Below are 19,291 nucleotides of genomic sequence, written 5' to 3' on the forward strand. Positions count from 1 at the left end.
CGCCAAACTATATAATCGCATCCTACTATTCGGATATGATGATATCTGAGAATATCGAAGATTACCTCGCATGCATATATGATCTTTCGATAGATGGCGGAGTTGTTAAAACCAATCAGATAGCATCGAAGCTCAATATTTCTCCTGGCAGTGTTTCCGAGATGATTAAAAAACTTTCATCTCTTGGATATGTATCATATGAGCAGTATAGGGGAGTATCTCTTACTGATGAAGGATTAACTATTGCGAGGAGAGTTAAAAGAAGACACAGACTCTTAGAACGTTTTTTCGTAGATATTCTCGGAATGAAAACCGAAGAATCTCATGATGAGGCTATGAAACTTGAGCATACTGTATCTGATGAATCTGTAGAAAGAATCTCGAAAATTCTTAGAGATCCTGTAGTATGCCCAGATGGGAATCCAATACCCCCTCCGGACATTCCACAGCCAGATGTCAGTGGTTTATCTGTTCAACTAGATACGCTGAAACAAGGGGAAGCGGCATCAATAACACACATTGCAAGTGAAGATCTGGACAGGGTACGCAGATTAATTTCTATGGGTTTTGTTCCAGGTCATGACATACAGATTGATGAAAAGGTTCCAGTAGGTGGTCCATTACTTGTAAGGATCGATGGTAGGCGCATAGCGCTGGCTAAAGATATGGCATCTCTTGTATGGGTTAGGAGGGCTTAATTGAAGATCGCTCTTGTCGGTAACCCTAATGTAGGCAAGTCCGTATTATTTACAAGAATGACTGGTGTTGGCGTTATAGCCTCAAACTATGCCGGCACTACGGTTGAATTTGAAGAAGCTACCGTTATTTTCAATGGAAAGACTATCACTGTATTTGACCTCCCAGGAACCTACTCTTTTTCCGGTGTTACTGAAGATGAGCAAGTAGCAATCGAACTTCTAGAGCAGAAATCTCCAGATCGTGTAATCTCCGTAGTTGATGCTACAAGACTCAGTCAAAGTCTAGTATTAACTCTACAATTGATTGAGTTGGGATACGATGTAGTTTTAGCTTTGAACTTTATGGATCAGGCTAAAAAACGGTATACTATCGATGTGGAAATGCTGTCCTCAATCCTTAAGATTCCTGTTATTCCAATTACAGCCACCACTGGTGAAGGAACCGATCGTTTGATGAATGCCGTAGTCTCTGAAAAATCATATGTCTCAGATTATAAAATAAAATACGACGGGCACATCGAACAGTTTCTTGAAAAAAATTTTAAAGAAACCAGAACTGACGCTGGGTACCCTGAGAGAGGAGCAGCGATCAAGCTTCTTGAAGGAAACAGTCATTTCACAGACCAATTTTCAGATGAAACAAAGAAATTAGTGGAAGACTATAGAGTTGAATTTAAAGAACAGCATATGGAATCAATAGAAGTTCATATTGCCAGAGACCGGTATGGTGAATCCGGCAATATTGCTTCAAAAGTAATATCTGCCAACGTAACTCAGAAGAGAAATTTTAAAGATAAAATTTCAGATATAACTCTGAAACCGATTACTGGTATACCCATATTGATTATTGTACTCATTACAATCTTTGTTTCAGTAATTTATATTGGGGGAGTTTTAGAAGATTTTCTCGTTGGACTTTATGAATTGTATCTGGGGCCTCTTTTTGATCAATTAGCATTACTGATCGGTGGTGAGATTGGGGAAGCTATTTCGGAAGGAATATATCTTTCAATAGAAGCAATACTTGCCATCGTAATACCATTTATAGTTGTATTCTACCTGATATTGGGTGTCCTGGAAGATTCTGGATACCTTCCCAGGGTAGCAATGTTGCTTGATGGGATAATGGTAAAATTAGGTTTGCATGGGAGGGCCATTATCCCGATGATTGTCGGGACTGGTTGTAACGTACCAGCTATATTAGCGACTAGAACCTTAGAATCAAAACGGGAAAGATTAATCCTTTCAACCGTTATTGTAATGGCAGTTCCATGTTCAGCGCAGACAATAATTATAATTGGAACTGTAGGAACATACTCAGGTATATTTTGGGCCGCTTTGATATATTTAATTCTGCTTGGCATGATATTTATCTTAGGAAAGGTACTCCATAAGGTTCTGGATGATGAACCATGTGGTCTAACTATTGAGATACCAGATTTAACAATGCCTTCTGTGAAAAACGTTCTGTATAAAACGTGGGCAAGAACCAAGGACTTTATAACAATCGCCTTTCCATTGCTGTTAATTGGCAGTCTGGTTCTGGAATTTCTTATGGTTTATAATGTACTCGACGCTCTTGTAGATCCATTATCTCCATTTACTGTTGGATTCTTAGGGTTGCCAGCAATTATCATTATAGCACTGATTATGGGAGTTTTGCGAAAAGAGATGGCTCTACAGATCCTCTATGTGATATTTCCGATTACTGCAGGAATAGATCTTAGTCTTGCCTTATCTCCAGAACAAATGTTTGTGTTCGCATTGATAATGGCTACATATATGCCGTGTATTGCGGTTCTAGCTGTATTACTAAAAGAATTTGGTATGAAGAATGCAGTACTGATATGCATTTCATCAATATGTCTATCATTCTTGCTTGGTGGATTAGCTCACTTCTTATTTATTGTGTTTTGATATTTTTTATCGAGAATCATATCCAGTGTTTGTTTTATTGACGCCACTGCATTTTCTCTATTTTGTGGATATGATTTTATCTTCCCTTTGACTGATATGACATCTTCGCCATTATTCAGCATTGGATTTCCAAGATATGCCTCTTGTTTATCTAATCTCATGTAAAAAAATGATTCATCATCAACTCTAAGGTCAATTGTATCAATCAACTGTTTAATATCCTCTTCAGATAGTGAAATCAAAAAATCCTTTATATCTCTTGCATGGGTGATTTTAGTCTCAATTATTGTTATTGGATTTCCATGATATCCACAACTTTTGCTGCATGTAAGATCTTCAGATTTAGATACATTTATAACTGCTTTTTTAACACGGTCTTCGTTTTCTGTAGCGTGGGAAAATGCTCTAAATGAAATATTATCTATGTCCATAGTACGAACAACCGTCAATATTGTATAATGGTGCAAGGGAAGGGATTTGAACCCTCGGACCACTAAGGACAGGATCCTAAGTCCTGCGCCGTTGGCCAGGCTTGGCTACCCTTGCAGATGATATGGCAATGCGGAACTCATATATCAAAATGTTCTTAGGTGTGGCTGAAATCAATCTTCAATATTTGCATGGCTGATCCAGTGATGAAATTGCTTGCACTATGCACTATTTTATAAACATATAGCTTAGTGTTGGAATTAAATTAATATAAAAATAAATGTGTAGTCATCTGACTACACATAATATATTGTTTAGTTAGATTTTTTCATCTGGTAAGCACCAAGTAAGTTGATTAGACCAATGATTATCAGAAACGCTCCTATAATCATCATTACGATATTGGCGGCTAATCCAGGATAGACTATTATGACAATGCCTAATACTATTGCGATAATGGCGATAACCAGATTGTACAGTTTTTCTCCCTTTAGACTGTCTTTTGCTATTGGCCACATCTCATAGAGCTGGAACAGTCCGAATATGATTAAGAATGCAGCTAGAATATACATTAGTACATCTAAGAATGCAAATGATGCAATAATCATGATCAGACCGAGAACTACATATAAAATTCCTACAAGTAGATCATGCGTATCCTTAGATTTCTGGGAGAAAGCATTGAATAGGATTGATAATCCATTCAGTAATGCAAATATACCTAGGAGAATGATAATGACTTTTAATGTTCCTCCAGGATATACAAGTGCAATTATACCAATAACTACAGCTAATATTCCGAATATTAATCTTCCTTTGTAGTCATTAGCTACCATTTTATTCATAACATCCATTTTATCACCTCAAAAATCCTATATAGGATTTCTTAGTTTAACGGGGGATAGACCTAAAAATATTAATATTTTGACACATAAAATTCTATGAATCTATTCAAAAATTGAATGCTGGCGTATTAATCATTAACAATGTATTAAGTTTAACGATCAGAAAACACTGTTACCACTGTGAATATCAATCATCTTCAATGATTGTTAAATAATGATAAATCACGTTGATCGTAAATTCATCCACGATTACAATCAATCATGTTGTTATCGTTTATCAATCTTAAAACCTATATTTTTGGGCCGTTATCTCTATTTTTTACAATAGTAAGTTCCTTATCTATTCCTTTCAGTCGCTTGCGTTCATAAATATACCATCGGATAAGCGTTAATGCTAAATCGCCTCGACCGTCATATGACTCTTCAGTAACTATCTCATCAATTTCAGGTATCAAGTTTTTAGGTATTAGCAACTTAACTGGTACCTTTGGGGGAAGCTTTTTGGGCATTATTAGTTTATAACGTAATCCTTGACTTATAAACGTATACTACCGCATGGTAACCTAAATGGACTGGACAATGGTGTAGGAAGGTCAAATGTTGTCCTATGCATTGCGAATTTCGCTCTCATCTTGTCTATAACAGTGCTCAATGTATTCCCCATACATACCTCCTATTTCTCATCACGGTATATTCTAATGTGTCCATACGCACTTGACAACGCATGTATGTTACCTAAAGATCGTGTGGTCTGTAGTACATATTCTGAATCTTGCTTATTTTTTTACAATATCTTTGAATGGTAATCATTAATCCATGATTTGAACAATTGTCATTAATGATAAATTCTAGCACTCTTTGTTCAGATCCTGAGAAATCGATGCATTTATGCCGTTCAGTGAACTGTTATTCATAGTAATTGTTATTTCCTTGTACACATTACACCGTCTGAACGTGAGCAGCTAAAGCTTTTGAGGGATGCGTATGGATGGGATTATTGAAATCAGAGTATTATATAGTGCTATTGCAAATTATTCAATGGTTTATAACAGGGTACCATTAATTAAGCGTATTGAGGTCAGAAACATCTCCTCAGAAAGTCTTGGAAACATCAAGTTAAACGTTTCATTCAAACAAAACACAGAGCAATCTGAACAATACGAATCTGAGTGGGAATCCAGCATAGGGTCGATTCCTGCAGGTCAGTATGTAAGTTTTGATAGAATACCCCTCAAAATCTCAAAAGAATTGTTTTTTTTGACTGAAAAAAATACAGACGCATCATTCATAATCACAGTTACCTCAAACACCACCGGCGAAGTTTTAGAAGAAAAAACTCTGGATCTCAAGATTCTTCCCAGAGATACCTGGATCGGATCAGACATTATGCCGGAGCTGCTGGCATCATTCGTAACACCAGGAAGGAATGCCGTCAGGCTGATAACCGAAGAGGCTTCAGCATATCAGTCCGGGCTGCCTGAAAAAGCAAAGGAATATGCAAGAGAGATTTATGAGAATATCCGGAAAAAGGGGCCTTTCACGATAACACAGATGAATCCAGCTGCCGGGTCAATCAATGCCATGGAAATGCTGAGCCGAAAACAGGGAACAGCTTTGGATTTATCAATCTTTTATGCTTCATGTCTGGAAAGAGCTGGCCTCAACCCAGTAATCATCCTCCTAGACAACCGCGTAATCACAGCCTGCTGGTTAGAGGATAAAACGTTTGCTGAATGTGTTGAAGACGATGTCTCTCTGATTACAAAACGTATGGCTGAAGGGGTTGAAGAGATAATTGCTGTTGATATTTCTATTTTAACAGACAATGGATCTTTCGAGCAGGCACAGGAGTCAGCAGAATATCACCTTGCTGAATCTTCTTTTGATATTTTCATAGATGTCATACGATGCAGAGGGAGCGGAATCTTTCCGATTCCCGAGAGACTCGGCGATGAGCAAAAATACACTCCAAGAAAAACTTCACCCTCGCAGCAGCTAGATCCTCCACCGGCTTCATATTCAAAGCAGCGCATGTGGGAAAATAAGCTTCTGGATCTGAGTCTGAGAAACGGTCTTATCAGCTATAGGCTGAGAAGGAACTCTATTCAGATAATGGCTGCAGACCTCAACTCCTTAGAAGCGGCTCTTGCCAGCGGAGAAGAGTTCCAGATACTTTCAAAACCATCGGACATTCTCACAAAGCAGCAGGACAATATTCATTTCCCTATTGATCTGGAATCGGTCAGAAACCTGACCGATATGGAGTATTCCAATCACAGGCTCCGTACTTATCTGAAAGAAGATGAGCTGAAAAAACAGATCGTTTATATTTACAGGACTACAAAAACAAATATGGAAGAAAATGGGGCAAACACCCTCTATCTGGCACTTGGTTTCCTCAAATGGTACGAAACCGACGTATCAGAAAAAGAACGCCGGGCCCCGATAGTGCTGGTTCCTGTAGAATTGGTCAGAAAATCAGCCGGCAAAGGGTATGTTCTCAGAATCCGTGACGAGGACTCTCTAGTAAACGTCACGCTGGTTGAGATGCTCAGGCAGAATTTTAACATAAATGTAACAGATGTCGACCCTCTACCTACTGCAGAGACTGGTATAGATATCAAGCAGGTGTTTGCCACATTCAGAAAAGCCGTTATTGACAAGCCGCGCTGGGAAGTGGAGAACATCTCAGTTCTTGGACAGTTCTCCTTCAATCAGTTCATCATGTGGAATGATATGCGGAATCGTTCCGAGGAACTGACCAATCACAAAGTTGTTGCAAGCCTGATTTCCGGCAAGATGGAGTGGGAGCAGCATGGAGAGTTTCAGTCTCCAGATACTTTAGATAATATGGTTCTTCCAAGTGACATGGCGGTTCCCATAAGCGCAGATTCCTCTCAGCTTTCGGCAATATATGCCTCTGGGAACGACCTGAGCTTCGTGCTTCATGGGCCTCCGGGAACTGGAAAGTCGCAGACGATCACAAACATCATAGCCAATGCCCTTTTCCAAGGAAAAACAGTTCTGTTTATTGCAGAAAAGATGGCGGCATTGTCTGTAGTGCAGCGCCGTTTGGAATCCATCGGGCTCGGCCCCTTCAGTCTGGAACTTCATTCTAATAAAACAAAAAAGCGGGATGCATTAAGCCAGTTGGATGAAGTTCTTAGCATTCCTAAGGCAATACACCCTGATGAGTATGCTGCGCGTGCTCAGAAACTCTTTGAACTCAGAAAAGAGCTGAATTCAGTCATAAGCGCAATTCATTCAAAAAGGTCTATTGGACTATCGCTATATGACGTCATTACTTTGTATGAGGCAACACGTTCGGAGGAGCACATACACTTCACACGTCAGCAGGTTGCGTCTCTGAATGCATCTACATATGACTCGTGGAACAGCGTAGTCAGGGACATAGCTACTGCCGGTGCAGCCTGCGGAAATGTTGCAGATCATCCTTTGAAAGAACTGGGTGCATGCGAATACAGTTATTCATTCCGGGATGAAGTCATTGAATTGTTGAATGAATATCTGAAAACTATTCAGGATCTCAAATCACCATGTGAAAGTATTCAACTGTCTAAATATGCAGACTACCAGACGCTTTATAATGTACTTAATAGAATAAATTCAAAACAAATATCTAAAGAGCTTCTTGCTTCATGCGATGATCCCTCTATCAGATCAAATTTGGACATCATTTATACATTATGCCGTAAAAGATCTGAGATTCATGATAAAATCTTGAGAATATTCTCTGAAGGTGTTTTTAAGCTGGATGCCTGTAGGCTTTTTGATAAGTGGAATGAGATCGATAGGAAGATGATCAGATTCGGTCAGAGAGATATAATAAAAGAACTGAAAGAATATGCCAGGACCTCGATAGATAAGGAGAAGGTGCCGGCATACCTGCAGCTGCTCTGCGATTACCGTTTAGCCGGAGAAAAGATGTGGGAAGTAGGTGCCGGATTTGATAAGCTATTCGGACCCATCTGGAATATAAACAATACAGACTGGAGATTGCTAAACAGCTTGTATGTAGAGTCAACTGAGATAAAATCTCTGGCTGCAGCTTTGGGCGCGGATATGTGGCAGCAGATTATAGACATTGACGAGCAGGCTGCCCAGGCGTACCTGAACTCATTCGAAAAAGTTTCCAAGCTTACATTTGATCTTACCGTAAAGTTGGCACTTGATGTTGAGGTGCTTGCTGGAGAATCATGTTTTGAAGATTCGACTAAAAAAGTATCAGTCTGGCTGGAGAATATTGAATCTCTTAGAGCATGGTCGCTGTTTGCTTCTCGCATAAAAGAGGCCAGATTGCTGGGTCTTTCAAATGTGGTAGAGGAGTACATGTCAGGTAGGATACAGTCTGATGAACTGATGCCTGCTTTCACAAAATCAATTTCTCGTGTTTATGCCGAGTATGTAATTGATACCGAACCATCTCTTTCATCATTTAACGGAGATATATTCGAGGATGAAATCAAGAAATATCATGAAGCTACAGAAGAGTTTGAAAGACTAACCAGGGAAGAACTAGTTGCAAAACTGTCTTCTAAACTTCCAGACATAACTGGTTCAGCAGCCTCTTCATCTGAATTAAGCATCTTAAGAAAAGCAATAAAAACCGGTGGAAGAGGGCTGTCTATAAGAAGACTGTTTGATCAGATCCCCAATCTGCTCAAGACGCTCTGCCCGTGTATGCTGATGAGCCCGATTTCCGTCGCTCAATACATTGATCCGAAGTTTCCGAAATTTGATCTTGTCATATTTGACGAGGCATCGCAGATGCAGACCTGCTATGCTGTAGGAGCAATAGCAAGAGGGAAGGAGTTCATCGTAGTGGGAGATCCTAAGCAGCTTCCTCCGACTTCATTCTTCACGATAAATACGGTTGATGAAGATAATATTGAAAAAGAAGACCTGGAAAGCATACTTGACGACTGCCTTGCACTTTCAATGCCTCAGGAACATCTGCTGTGGCATTATCGATCTAGGCATGAAAGCCTGATTGCCTTCAGCAATATGCAGTTTTATGATAATAAATTATTTACATTCCCGTCTCCGAACGACATAGTTTCAAAAGTCAGCCTGGTGCATGTGGACGGTTATTATGACCGCGGTAAGACTAAACAGAACAAAACTGAAGCGAAAGCTGTAGTTGATGAAATAATCAGACGGCTGGCAGATCCTGTTCTGCGCAATCAGAGTATAGGAGTTGTTGCTTTCAGCATAGCTCAGCAGAATCTAATTGACGACATGCTTTCAGATGCATTGGATAAAAATCCTGAATTGGATGCAATAAACAGCTCTGCAGAAGAACCAATATTTATTAAAAATCTTGAAAATGTTCAGGGAGATGAAAGAGATGTCATTCTGTTCTCGATCGGTTACGGGCCAGATAAAAGTGGTACTGTTCGTTTGAATTTCGGACCATTAAACCGCGAAGGCGGTTGGAGAAGATTAAATGTCGCGGTTTCAAGGGCAAGAATGGAAATGATAGTATTCTCAACACTCCGGCCAGATCAGATAGATATTACCAGAACAAACTCTGAAGGGATAATCAATCTCAAATCGTTCTTAGAATTTGCAAAGAATGGCAAGAACTGTCTTCCGCGCGATAAAAAGGATTGTGCAGGTGAAGGTATCGAAGACATCATTGCACATAAGATCGAAGAAATGGGCTACAAAACTAATGTAGACATAGGCAGTTCGGGGTATAGAATGGATATTGGTATAATAGACCCTGATAATGAAGACGAGTATGTTTTAGGAATAATGATTGATGGTAAAAATAAACAATCTCCTAGTACTGCAAGGGATAGAAACATTGTTCAGAACTCAGTACTGGAATCCCTGGGATGGAATCTTCATCATCTGTGGATAATGGACTGGTGGTACGATTCAGAAAAAGAACTGTCAAAGATAAAGGACGCTATTGAACTTGCAATAAAAAAGAATCGCGTGGCAGAAGAAGAGAAAGCAATAGATGAAAATAACCTGAGAGCCAATGCCCAAATAGTGCTGAATGTAGAAGTGCCGGATGATAAGGTATCTGAGACTGCAGAGGACTCAATACAACCAGAATACAATCCAGCAGACACGCAGAATATCGGAAATCCGGAAGATTTCATGACCGGGGACAGCAGAGAAAAGATCATTGAGCAGATGAAAGAAATAATCCGTCTGGAAGGTCCGATTTCATACAAGCTGCTTCAGAAAAAGACTCTCAGCTCCTGGGGAATTTACAGACCTATCGTTAAAGTAAACAAGTATTTTGAGAAATTATTTAATGATCTGAATCCAAAGCAGACAACCTTCAACGGAAAGATCTTTATCTGGAATGCAGACCAGGATCCAGAAACATATGAGGGATACAGAACTCCAACTGACAAAGAAAGAAGAGATATTGCAGACATTCCTCCAGAAGAGATAATTAATGCCATTAAAGAAGTCGTAAACAATCAGTTTGCATTATCGTCTTCAGACCTTGTACGGGAAGTAGGTAAACTGTTTGGATTCTCAAGGCTGGGCAACAACCTCAAGGCAATCATCGGCGAATGCATAGATCAGTCTGTAAAGGCTGGCCTCATAAAATCGGATGGTGACAGAGTTTCTGTGATCTGAAGGTGTCAAATGTATGATGTAAGAAAGATCCTTGAGGATCTAGCAGATGAGAAATTTAAAGATTTCTCATTAAAATTGATTCCAACCAACAGCAATATCTTGGGAGTTAAAATTCCTCAGCTTCGAACGATCACCAGGGAGATGCCAGAAGAAGATAAACGGCCGTATATTGATCATTACAACTGTGAATACTTGGAAGAATTAATAATAAAAGGACTGCTTATCGGCCAGTTAAATGGTGATATCCAGGAGATTCTTTCATATGTTGATGATTTTACCTCCTCTATTGACAACTGGTTAGTCTGTGACTGTTTCTGCAGTGGCCTGAAGGTAACCAAAAAGAATATGGAAACAGTATGGGAGTTCATTCAGCCTTATCTTTATTCTGATGATGAATTTAAAGTGAGGTTTGCTGTCGTAATGATGCTGGATCATTATATCTGTGAAGATTACATTGATCAGGTTATAGCAGCATTAGATTCAGTAAAACACGATGGATATTACGTAAAAATGGCTGTAGCCTGGGCAGTTTCAGTCTGTTTTGTAAAATTTTCAGATAAAACTATGAAATATCTAAAGTACAACAACCTTGATGACTGGACATATAATAAATCAATTCAGAAAATAATTGAGTCACGCAGAGTTGACGATATGACGAAAGACGGCCTTCGTAAAATGAGAAGGAAATGAGTTATGATAATTTCAGCATCCCGCAGAACTGATATCCCGGCATATTATTCAGAATGGTTTTTGAAAAGACTGAAAGCAGGATATGTTTTGATAAGAAATCCTGTGATGAGTTCGACAGTGTATAAAATAGAATTAAATCCTAAAATTGTCAACTGCATAGTATTCTGGACAAAAGATGCTGCAAATATCCTCGATAAACTGGATGAGATAACTTCACTGGGATATAAATACGTATTTCAATTCACGATAACCCCATACGGCAGCGATATCGAGAGAAATATAAGACCTAAAGAAGATATCATCAAGACATTCAGGCGTCTTAGTGACATGATCGGATGCGAACGTATAATCTGGCGTTATGATCCTATAATCTTCAATAATTTATTCACACCAGAGTATCATCTCAAGAATTTTGAAAATATGTGCAGTCAGCTTTCTGGATATACTAAAATTGTCAACATGAGTCTTGTCCAGTCATATCATAATAAAAACTTTGGATCTGAGATTTCCAGGCAGGATAAGGAAAGGTTCCTGAGGAACCTGAAAGAGACTGCTTTATCATACAGTATCGAACCAAGACTGTGCTGCTATCCTGAAGATCCGCAGATGTATGGAATTAAGAGAGCGAAATGCATAGACAAGGAGTATCTGGAAATGATCTGCGGATATAAACTCAAACTGCCTAGAGATAAGAATCAGAGGACTTTGTGCGAGTGCTGCGAGAGCATTGATGTTGGTATATACAACACCTGCATTCATGGATGCACTTACTGTTACGCTACCAGTAATCTCAGAGAGACTATTTACAATTATAAAAATCATCATCCGGAAAATGAGTTGCTTATAGGCAGCATATCAGAAGAAGATGAGGTAGTCTGCAAAAAGCTCGCATCTTCTAGAGACTATCAGATAGTATTGTTCTGAAGATAATTTCTTTGGTTACAGTTTTCTAAATTAATTGATAAATTCCCAATCGATTCTGTTTGTATTTTATGCGTATCAGCTCAACTTAATCGAAGAACTTTCCTTTGTAAAAATTCTCATTTCCAAGTTTTTTGGCTGTCAGCCTGAACATAACGCAGCCGTCTGGACACACAATGTCTTTGCTGTATCTGCTGCTACCACCGATATTCTCTAGATCTCCACCGCTTCTGACTGCTTCCATTATTGGAAACATAATCATCATCACTTTGGAGCAGATGCCCTGTCCATCACTATTTACAGGACACCCGTATGTGCAGGTATATTTGTCACCGACTTCCTCGCCGTTTCTGCAGTATCTTTCTGTATGATCGCCGCGGAGAAATCCGCTTACTTCAATTTCAAACTCATACTCTTCATTATACCATTTTTTCATGATGATCCTCCCAAAAAAAAGAAAACAATGTACATCATTTAATACCTGTTGTCAAAGATACGGTTTGACTTCTTTTCACTTCTGGGCAGGTCTCCTATGTACACTGCTTTAGGAACTACAGTCACACCAACTCTTTCTTTGAAGTGGTTCCGGACATTCATTTCGATATTTTCCCGCTTTGATTCATCACACTCAGTCTCGAAGAATATGGTCATTATGTCTTTGCCGTTTAGATGATCAATCATCACCTGATACTCGCTGCTGACTCCATCGACTTCTTTTAGAACCTCGTCGATCTGTCCAGGAAAGATATTGACGCCTTTTACTTTCACCATGTCATCAGTGCGACCTATCAGGATGTCTATGCGGGGATGACTGCATCCACATAAGCATTTTCCAGGAATGATTCTTGTTAAATCATGAGTTCTGTATCTGATAAGTGGGGCTCCTTCTTTTCTCAAGGTGGTGATTACCAGCTCTCCGATTTTTCCGTCCGGCAGGGCTTCGCCGGTTTCTGGATCAATTATCTCAAAATAAAGAAAATCATCCCAATAGTGAATTCCAGATGCATAGTCGCAGCTTATTCCGATCCCGGGTCCATATATTTCAGTAAGGCCATATATGTCATACAGTTTTACACCAAGTTCGCTGGCTATTCGGTTTCTCATCTTCTCTCCCCATCTTTCGGATCCGATGAGGGCTCTTTCAAGGTGAATCTTATCATTTAATCCTCTTCTGGTGATTTCCTCAGCCAGAAGAAGAGCATACGAAGAAGTGGCACACAGCACGGTGCTTTTCAGGTCAAGCATCATCTGTATCTGTTTATCTGTATTTCCGGGTCCCATCGGTATGACCATGGCACCATGTTTTTCGGCTCCAGCCTGAAATCCTATACCAGCAGTCCAGAGGCCGTATCCAGGAGTGATCTGCACTCTGTCTATGTTTGAAACACCTGCCAATTCATAGCATCTTTCAAACATCACAGCCCAGTCTTCAACGTCTTTGGCAGTGTATGGGATAATTATAGGAGTGCCGGTAGTTCCGGATGATGAGTGGATACGGACAATCTTCTCATCAGGCACTGCCTGCAGGCCTAATGGATACGCATCCCTGAGTTCCCATTTGTCTGTTAAAGGGAGAGTTTCAAAATCTTCCTTTGTGCATATTTTGTTTAAATCAATGTCTTTATATTTTTTGTTATAAAAAGGGCTTTTTTCCTTAATGGAATCCAAAACCTTTTTTATTGTACATAGTTGATCATCACTCATCATGTTAGGTCATCTAGGTATGTATTTCCTAGTAATTATACTAACGGTGCGCTTGCTCCAATTTTTAGTGCTTTGTTGTTGATATCTAAAAGTTTGGGGGGAATGCGGCGTTTAAGAGTGGACTGCATTTCCTCTATTGTGATTCCAAGGCATCCAGAATTGGCAGCTACACCTAGAAGGCAGACATTCAGCACCTTGGAGTTTCCGACTTCTGCACAGAGTTCATTGCCCTCCACCATCAGCGTCTTCTGGGAAGCGTTCTTCAGAAAATCCAGAATCTCATTGAGATGATAATTGTCTTCCAGAGATGAAGTCACCGGTTTGACTGGACTAACGCTTATTATCGCGACTCCATTTCTCTTTAGATATGGAAGGCAGCGGGCCGCTTCTGCAGGTTCAAAGCCGATAAGCACATCCGCATAGCCTTTAGGAACTAAAGGCGACATGGCAGGACCGGTTCGTATGTGGCTTACAACAGATCCTCCGCGCTGAGCCATGCCTATAGTCTCTGCACTTCTGACTTTTTCTCCTCTTTCCATTAAAGTGTCTGCGATAAGCTTTGACGCCAGAACGGTTCCCTGGCCACCGACTCCAGTGATGATGTAATTCATCAAGATTCCTCCTGCTGTGCAATAGCTTCTGAAGGACAGACCTGAGAGCATAGGTTACAGCCAACGCAGAGTGAAGAATCAATGTACACTTTTCCTTCAGAGTATACTATGGCCGGACATCCCAGTTCTTTGATGCATTTCCTACAGGCTGTGCATTTGTCTGTGATAATTAGATGCGGTTTGGGTTTTGAGATAGCAATGCAGGGAGCTTCGAAGATCACGGCAGATACACTCTCAAACTCAGCAGCTTCTCTGACTGCAGAGACGGCTTTCTCCAGATCCAGCGGGTTTGACTTAATTATCTTCTTTACGCCGATGGCTTTGAGAACGCCAGCAATGTCTATTTTCTCTGCTATTGCCCCTGTAGCTTTGACTCCTGTGCCGGGATGCGGCTGGTGTCCAGTCATAGCGGTAGTGGAATTATCCAGGATTATCACAACAATTTTTGTCTGGTTGTAAACAGCGTTTACTACCCCTGGTATCCCAGTGTGGAAAAATGTGGAATCGCCGACAAATGCAAAATTAATCGTCTGAGGGTTAGCACGCTGCAGCCCCTGCGCCATTGTTATTCCTGCACCCATGCAGAGGCACGTATCCACCATTTCTAAGGGTTTAGCGTTTCCGAGGGTGTAACAACCTATATCGCCAGAAAAGATGGCATCGAGACCCTTTGCAGCTTGTTTTACTGCATAGAATGATGCCCGGTGCGGACAGCCCGCACAGAGCACAGGAGGACGAATCGGAAGACCCGGCATAGAAAGCGGTTCTTCATCTTGGGGGATGTTCAGAAATATTGAGACTGCAGACTTCACAAGCTCTGCAGAATACTCTCCGGCGAAAGGCATATTGCCCGTCAGTTTGCCGAATATTTTGGTTTTAAGGTTGTGCTTTCCACAGATGTATGTAAGCTCCCTTTCTACGACTGGATCCAGCTCTTCGATCACCAGGACTTTCTCGAGGCCGTCTAAGAACTTTAAAGCGAGCTCTTCAGGGAACGGATATGCAGTGGCGACTTTCAAAACTCTGCAGGCCGTATTCAGCGAGTCTAAAGCTTCTTTTGAGTAAGCGTATCCTATGCCGGATGATGCAATCCCGACTGCATTATTTCCACTAATCCCATTAAATCTGTATGATGAAAAGTCTTTACCCATCTGCGAAATCTTTTTCTCCAGTACAATGTGGTTCTGATATGACAGCTTAGGAAAAATTGCCCATTTAGGATCTTTTATGAAACCTTCTGCCTCAATGCATTTTCTATCCTGTTTTAAGTCAATGGAAGAATAGCCATGGCAGATCCTGGTGGTAGGTCTGAAAATCACTGGAGTTTTGTATTTTTCAGAATACTCATATGCATCTTCAATCATCTCATACGCTTCGTCTGGAGTTGAAGGATCAAAAATGGGAAGTTTAGAGAAACTGGCGAAATGTCTGGTATCCTGTTCCGTCTGCGATGATATCGGGCCCGGATCATCCGCAACGACGATCACCATTCCGCCCTTTATGCCGATATATACAAGGCACATAACCGGATCAGAACAGGCATTTAGCCCCACCTGCTTCATGGTGACCAGAGTCCGCACTCCAGAATATGAGGCTCCGGCAGCCACTTCTATGGCTGCTTTCTCGTTAACGGACCATTCTACGTAAATGTCTCCAGGATTCTCTTTCACCACAGTTTCTAAAATTTCTGTAGAAGGCGTACCTGGATAACCGCATACACACTTTACTCCGGCATGGATTGCTCCCAGCGCTATGCACTCATTTCCCATTAGAAGCCGCTGCATATCTTTCGTCGGTTTATCGGGAGATTCAGTTAAAAGCCTATTGCACTTCCAATCACTATTTAAGATTAAAAACATGTGTGCAGGATGAGATTCAATGACTAAACCATCAATTGCCGTAAAAGGAATCGGCAGGATGTCAGTAAAACCTGACCAGATACAGTTAAATTTGGAATTAAAAGCAGAAAACAAAGACTACAGCTTGATGATGAATGAAGCCAATGCAAAGCTGGATAGTCTGACGGCTTCGCTGGTCTCTGCTGGATTCAGCGCAGATGATTTGAAAACCGGGGCTATTTCTATCGACGCTAAGTATGACTATGTCAGAAAAGATGACGGTGCGCAGATAAGAGAGTTCACGGGTTACGTATATAGTCAGACAATCAGCGTCAAATTCCCGATGAGTCTGGATCTACTCTCTGAGGCGGTCTCTTCAATCTCATGTAGCAGCGTTTCTCCTGAATTGTCTATAAGCTTCATGCTGGCTGACAGGGATTCCATAAGAGACGATCTTCTCAAACTGGCTGCTGAGGATGCTAGACACAAGGCAGAAGTGATCACCAAGGCTTCAGGAACCCTGCTGGGCAGCGTGAAAGAGATTTCATATGATATCGAAGGCTGTAAAATCCATGCTCCAGCAAACCGCATGGTGCTGAGAAGCTGCAGTTCTGAAGCCATGGCTGACATGACTCCAGAAGAAATTGTTGTTGAAGAATCTGTATTTTTTGTATGGAGTTTGAAGCAGCCTTCATAATCTCTTTTTCAAACACATCTCTGCAAAAGAAATCCTCTTCCTGAAATACGGCGATGAGTCGTTTTCGAGTTTATTCTGTTTTTCAGACAATTCATCGCCGATACCGGCTCCGGTGTGATTTGCAGCTGGAGTATCGGAAATTATCAGTCATCCATAGGCACCCTTTCTCTCAACTATATAATCTCAAGCGGTGCATGTGCTATATCTTATAAATTCTAGAACTCTTGTGTAAATAATTATAAAAATTAGTCGGATATGGAACTCATATCCAGACCAAGCTCTGTAAGTATCTCTGTTGAACTTTCATACACTTTGAGATACTCCTTTGTAGGAACGATTTTGCGGACGTTATAGCACTCTTGGAATGTTCTTCCTTGTGGTGCTGTGAGGTATTGCCTCTCATATTTTTTAACCAAACGGTTCAATATGTCGTTGACATCTTCAGGATCCATGCCGGCTGAGGCCGTAGCCACTTCACCCATCATTCTGGCTTCCATCCCGGTGGTGTAATCTTCAGATACTCCCTTTGCAGAAGCACAGCCTGAGACAAGCTCCCTGCCGCTGACAGTATCCAGCATCGCCTGGGCTGCAATTTCCAGAAGACACATTTCTGTACATGGTCCGGCAATTGGATAGTATTGGTTGGCGAGCAGCAGGTCAGTATATGAATCGAGTGTAGCTGCCACATGGCCTGCTATTTGTAGAGTTTCCCTTGATGTTGTGATGCCCCACCTTATGTGGATTGGCCCATCGAGATGATAACTGGCGTTCAGAAGCGTGAATGATGCGAGAGTCGTGGCAATGTCACAGATTGCTGTCTCTTCAACACCTCCAATGTAGCCTCCAAAGATCGGCATCTGCTCTACCATTATCACATTGCCGTTGTGAAGCCATCCTGAAATCATATTCAGCGATGAGTTGTCTATTTTAAGTTCATTCAGCTGAGATACTTCGTGGCTGTCGCATGGTCTTAATCCGCATGCATAATCTCCGGCGAGACGTCCCGCTGCGGACAGCGGTGTCTCAGGTCCCTATATGCTGATATAAGGTCTTCCGACTCTACTGCAAGCTTCTCTGACCGCTCTGATCTCAGCAAGGGTTGCTTTGACTTCGAAAGGTGTGTTTGTAGCTGCGGGAATTCCGTCAACGGTAGACATCACACCGCTGACGATCGTATCTACAATCGGTTCCTGGGCATAGCTTTGAATCATGGGAACGAAAATATCTTCAGATACGGTAGCTCCTGTCGGGCCTCCCTGTATTATCGGTTTTTTTCTGGATGCACTTCTTCTTGGCTCTAGAATTACGGCGTCTTTATTCTCGCCTAACTGGATGCGTTTCGGAGCGGCTCTGATTCCCGCCCTTATCTCTTCTTCGGTGACTATTATGGCCCGTCCGGTGTCTACGTTGAGAATGCCTACAGTTACGAGCATTTCGATTCCTGCGCGGAAGAGACGTTCCTTTAAGTCAGGATCAGTAGGAATGAATTTGTTGCCGAAATCTATCTCATACTTTTCCTTCAGCTCAACTGCTGTTACTGGTATTACATTATTGTCCCAAACATTTTCTGTAATTTTTGGACCTTTTTCAGATCTAAGAAACGCATCATAGACTGTTAAGGCCTTCTCAGCCACCAATATAATCAATCTCCTTTATTGAATTTTAACATCCTGTCCACACATTCTACTACTTCTGATCCGCAAGAGCAGTATTCGTCTCCACCTATGCTTTCAACCCATTTTCTGGTGCAACAGGCACCTCCGAAGAGCGTCTTGATATTCAGCTCTTCCTCCTTAAGACACTTTACAATCTTTTTCTGGCCGATCAATGTAGTTGTCATAAGTGCAGATGCAGCAACAATACTGGCATTTCGCTCTTTAGCAGCTTCTAGAAAATCATCGGGCGGCACATCTCTCCCAAGATCGAAAACGCTGTATCCGGCTCCCCTCAAGAAAGCACACACTACGTGTTTTCCTATTTCGTGGACGTCTCCCTGCACCGTTCCGATAACTATGTTTCCTTTAGTAGTGTGGGGAGAGTCTTTGCCTATGAAAGGTTCGAAGACTGCCATGCCTTCTTCCATTGCTTTTGATGCTGCTAGCACCTGAGGCAAGAAAATAAGCCCTTCGTTAAACCTCTCGCTTATGTTTATCATTCCCTTTCCCAAGCCTTTTTCAATAGCTTCGTAAGGCGTGATTCCCTGAGACAACGCATTCTGAGATGCTTCATGGACTAATTCCATATCCCAGGTTTCCACGGCCTTTTTCAACATCTGGAGTACTTCCCCTTTAGTATCCATCACAATCCCCCTGCC

General features: G+C 41.2%; 13 protein-coding genes, 1 tRNA gene and 1 pseudogene. 6 read left to right on the top strand and 9 right to left on the bottom strand.

All coding sequences use genetic code 11. The features are described from left to right. Positions 1-35 precede the first annotated feature (35 nt). Both H729_RS04195 and feoB read left to right on the top strand, forming a co-directional pair. A complete protein-coding gene (locus H729_RS04195; RefSeq protein ID WP_048133934.1) occupies positions 36-698 on the top strand; it encodes a metal-dependent transcriptional regulator in 663 nt (220 codons plus the stop codon). Next, positions 699-2,615 carry a ferrous iron transport protein B gene (gene feoB / locus H729_RS04200; RefSeq protein ID WP_020448760.1) on the top strand — a complete coding sequence of 639 codons (1,917 nt, stop codon included), beginning with the start codon at positions 699-701 and terminating at the stop codon, positions 2,613-2,615. Here feoB and H729_RS04205 read toward each other — a convergent pair. The 3 genes from H729_RS04205 to H729_RS04215 form a co-directional block, all read right to left on the bottom strand. Continuing rightward, positions 2,591-3,046: an RNA-binding domain-containing protein gene (locus H729_RS04205; protein ID WP_020448761.1), complete on the bottom strand. Its 456-nt coding sequence runs from the start codon at positions 3,044-3,046 to the stop codon at positions 2,591-2,593. The two genes, feoB and H729_RS04205, sit on opposite strands and share 25 nt — an antisense overlap. 28 nt (positions 3,047-3,074) lie before the next feature. Next, positions 3,075-3,161: transfer RNA gene (locus H729_RS04210), tRNA-Leu, on the bottom strand. Between the two features lie 197 nt (positions 3,162-3,358). After that, positions 3,359-3,898, bottom strand: a complete 540-nt coding sequence (locus H729_RS04215) for an HdeD family acid-resistance protein (protein ID WP_020448762.1) — start codon at positions 3,896-3,898, stop codon at positions 3,359-3,361. 975 nt (positions 3,899-4,873) lie between these two features. On the opposite strand from H729_RS04215, the gene H729_RS04225 reads away from it, so the two are divergent. From H729_RS04225 to H729_RS04235, 3 genes are read left to right on the top strand one after another with little or no spacing between them, the layout of a single operon-like run. Continuing rightward, complete coding sequence (locus H729_RS04225; RefSeq protein WP_020448764.1) at positions 4,874-10,516, top strand: DUF3320 domain-containing protein; 5,643 nt, start codon at positions 4,874-4,876, stop codon at positions 10,514-10,516. Between the two features lie 9 nt (positions 10,517-10,525). Next, entirely contained in the window at positions 10,526-11,206 is a 681-nt protein-coding gene (locus H729_RS04230) for a DNA alkylation repair protein (RefSeq protein WP_020448765.1), read from the top strand. 3 nt (positions 11,207-11,209) lie between these two features. After that, positions 11,210-12,130 carry a DUF1848 domain-containing protein gene (locus H729_RS04235; protein WP_020448766.1) on the top strand — a complete coding sequence of 307 codons (921 nt, stop codon included), beginning with the start codon at positions 11,210-11,212 and terminating at the stop codon, positions 12,128-12,130. 85 nt (positions 12,131-12,215) lie between these two features. On the opposite strand, the gene H729_RS04240 is transcribed toward H729_RS04235, so the two are convergent. From H729_RS04240 to iorA, 4 genes are read right to left on the bottom strand one after another with little or no spacing between them, the layout of a single operon-like run. Then, positions 12,216-12,563, bottom strand: coding sequence for a TIGR04076 family protein (locus H729_RS04240; RefSeq protein ID WP_020448767.1), 348 nt, complete (start codon positions 12,561-12,563; stop codon positions 12,216-12,218). 38 nt (positions 12,564-12,601) lie between these two features. After that, a complete protein-coding gene (locus tag H729_RS04245) occupies positions 12,602-13,831 on the bottom strand; it encodes a phenylacetate--CoA ligase family protein (RefSeq protein ID WP_048134366.1) in 1,230 nt (409 codons plus the stop codon). A gap of 35 nt (positions 13,832-13,866) precedes the next feature. Then, a complete protein-coding gene (locus H729_RS04250) occupies positions 13,867-14,448 on the bottom strand; it encodes an indolepyruvate oxidoreductase subunit beta (protein WP_172618703.1) in 582 nt (193 codons plus the stop codon). Next, entirely contained in the window at positions 14,442-16,226 is a 1,785-nt protein-coding gene (iorA, locus tag H729_RS04255; protein ID WP_048134369.1) for an indolepyruvate ferredoxin oxidoreductase subunit alpha, read from the bottom strand. The genes H729_RS04250 and iorA overlap by 7 nt, the downstream gene beginning before the upstream one ends. Before the next feature lie 94 nt (positions 16,227-16,320). Here iorA and H729_RS04260 point away from each other — a divergent pair, with 94 nt between their 5' ends. Next, positions 16,321-16,977: an SIMPL domain-containing protein gene (locus H729_RS04260; RefSeq protein WP_020448771.1), complete on the top strand. Its 657-nt coding sequence runs from the start codon at positions 16,321-16,323 to the stop codon at positions 16,975-16,977. Between the two features lie 245 nt (positions 16,978-17,222). Here the strand turns inward: H729_RS04260 and H729_RS09650 are convergent. Together H729_RS09650 and H729_RS04275 are read right to left on the bottom strand one after the other, a co-directional pair. Next, positions 17,223-18,614, bottom strand: a pseudogene (locus tag H729_RS09650) (monomethylamine:corrinoid methyltransferase). 5 nt (positions 18,615-18,619) lie between these two features. After that, entirely contained in the window at positions 18,620-19,276 is a 657-nt protein-coding gene (locus H729_RS04275) for a cobalamin B12-binding domain-containing protein (RefSeq protein WP_020448772.1), read from the bottom strand. Positions 19,277-19,291: the final 15 nt, after the last annotated feature.

Source organism: Candidatus Methanomassiliicoccus intestinalis Issoire-Mx1, assembly GCF_000404225.1.
Lineage (GTDB): Archaea > Thermoplasmatota > Thermoplasmata > Methanomassiliicoccales > Methanomassiliicoccaceae > Methanomassiliicoccus_A > Methanomassiliicoccus_A intestinalis.

Coding starts and splice junctions, on each gene's coding strand:
- H729_RS04260 (WP_020448771.1), top strand. CDS start 16,321: ATGACTAAACCATCAATTGCCGTAAAAGGAATCGGCAGGATGTCAGTA.
- H729_RS04225 (WP_020448764.1), top strand. CDS start 4,874: ATGGATGGGATTATTGAAATCAGAGTATTATATAGTGCTATTGCAAAT.
- H729_RS04195 (WP_048133934.1), top strand. CDS start 36: ATGATGATATCTGAGAATATCGAAGATTACCTCGCATGCATATATGAT.
- H729_RS04275 (WP_020448772.1), bottom strand. CDS start 19,276: ATGGATACTAAAGGGGAAGTACTCCAGATGTTGAAAAAGGCCGTGGAA.
- H729_RS04230 (WP_020448765.1), top strand. CDS start 10,526: ATGTATGATGTAAGAAAGATCCTTGAGGATCTAGCAGATGAGAAATTT.
- H729_RS04205 (WP_020448761.1), bottom strand. CDS start 3,046: ATGGACATAGATAATATTTCATTTAGAGCATTTTCCCACGCTACAGAA.
- H729_RS04215 (WP_020448762.1), bottom strand. CDS start 3,898: ATGGATGTTATGAATAAAATGGTAGCTAATGACTACAAAGGAAGATTA.
- iorA (WP_048134369.1), bottom strand. CDS start 16,226: ATGCAGCGGCTTCTAATGGGAAATGAGTGCATAGCGCTGGGAGCAATC.
- H729_RS04235 (WP_020448766.1), top strand. CDS start 11,210: ATGATAATTTCAGCATCCCGCAGAACTGATATCCCGGCATATTATTCA.
- H729_RS04245 (WP_048134366.1), bottom strand. CDS start 13,831: ATGAGTGATGATCAACTATGTACAATAAAAAAGGTTTTGGATTCCATT.
- H729_RS04240 (WP_020448767.1), bottom strand. CDS start 12,563: ATGAAAAAATGGTATAATGAAGAGTATGAGTTTGAAATTGAAGTAAGC.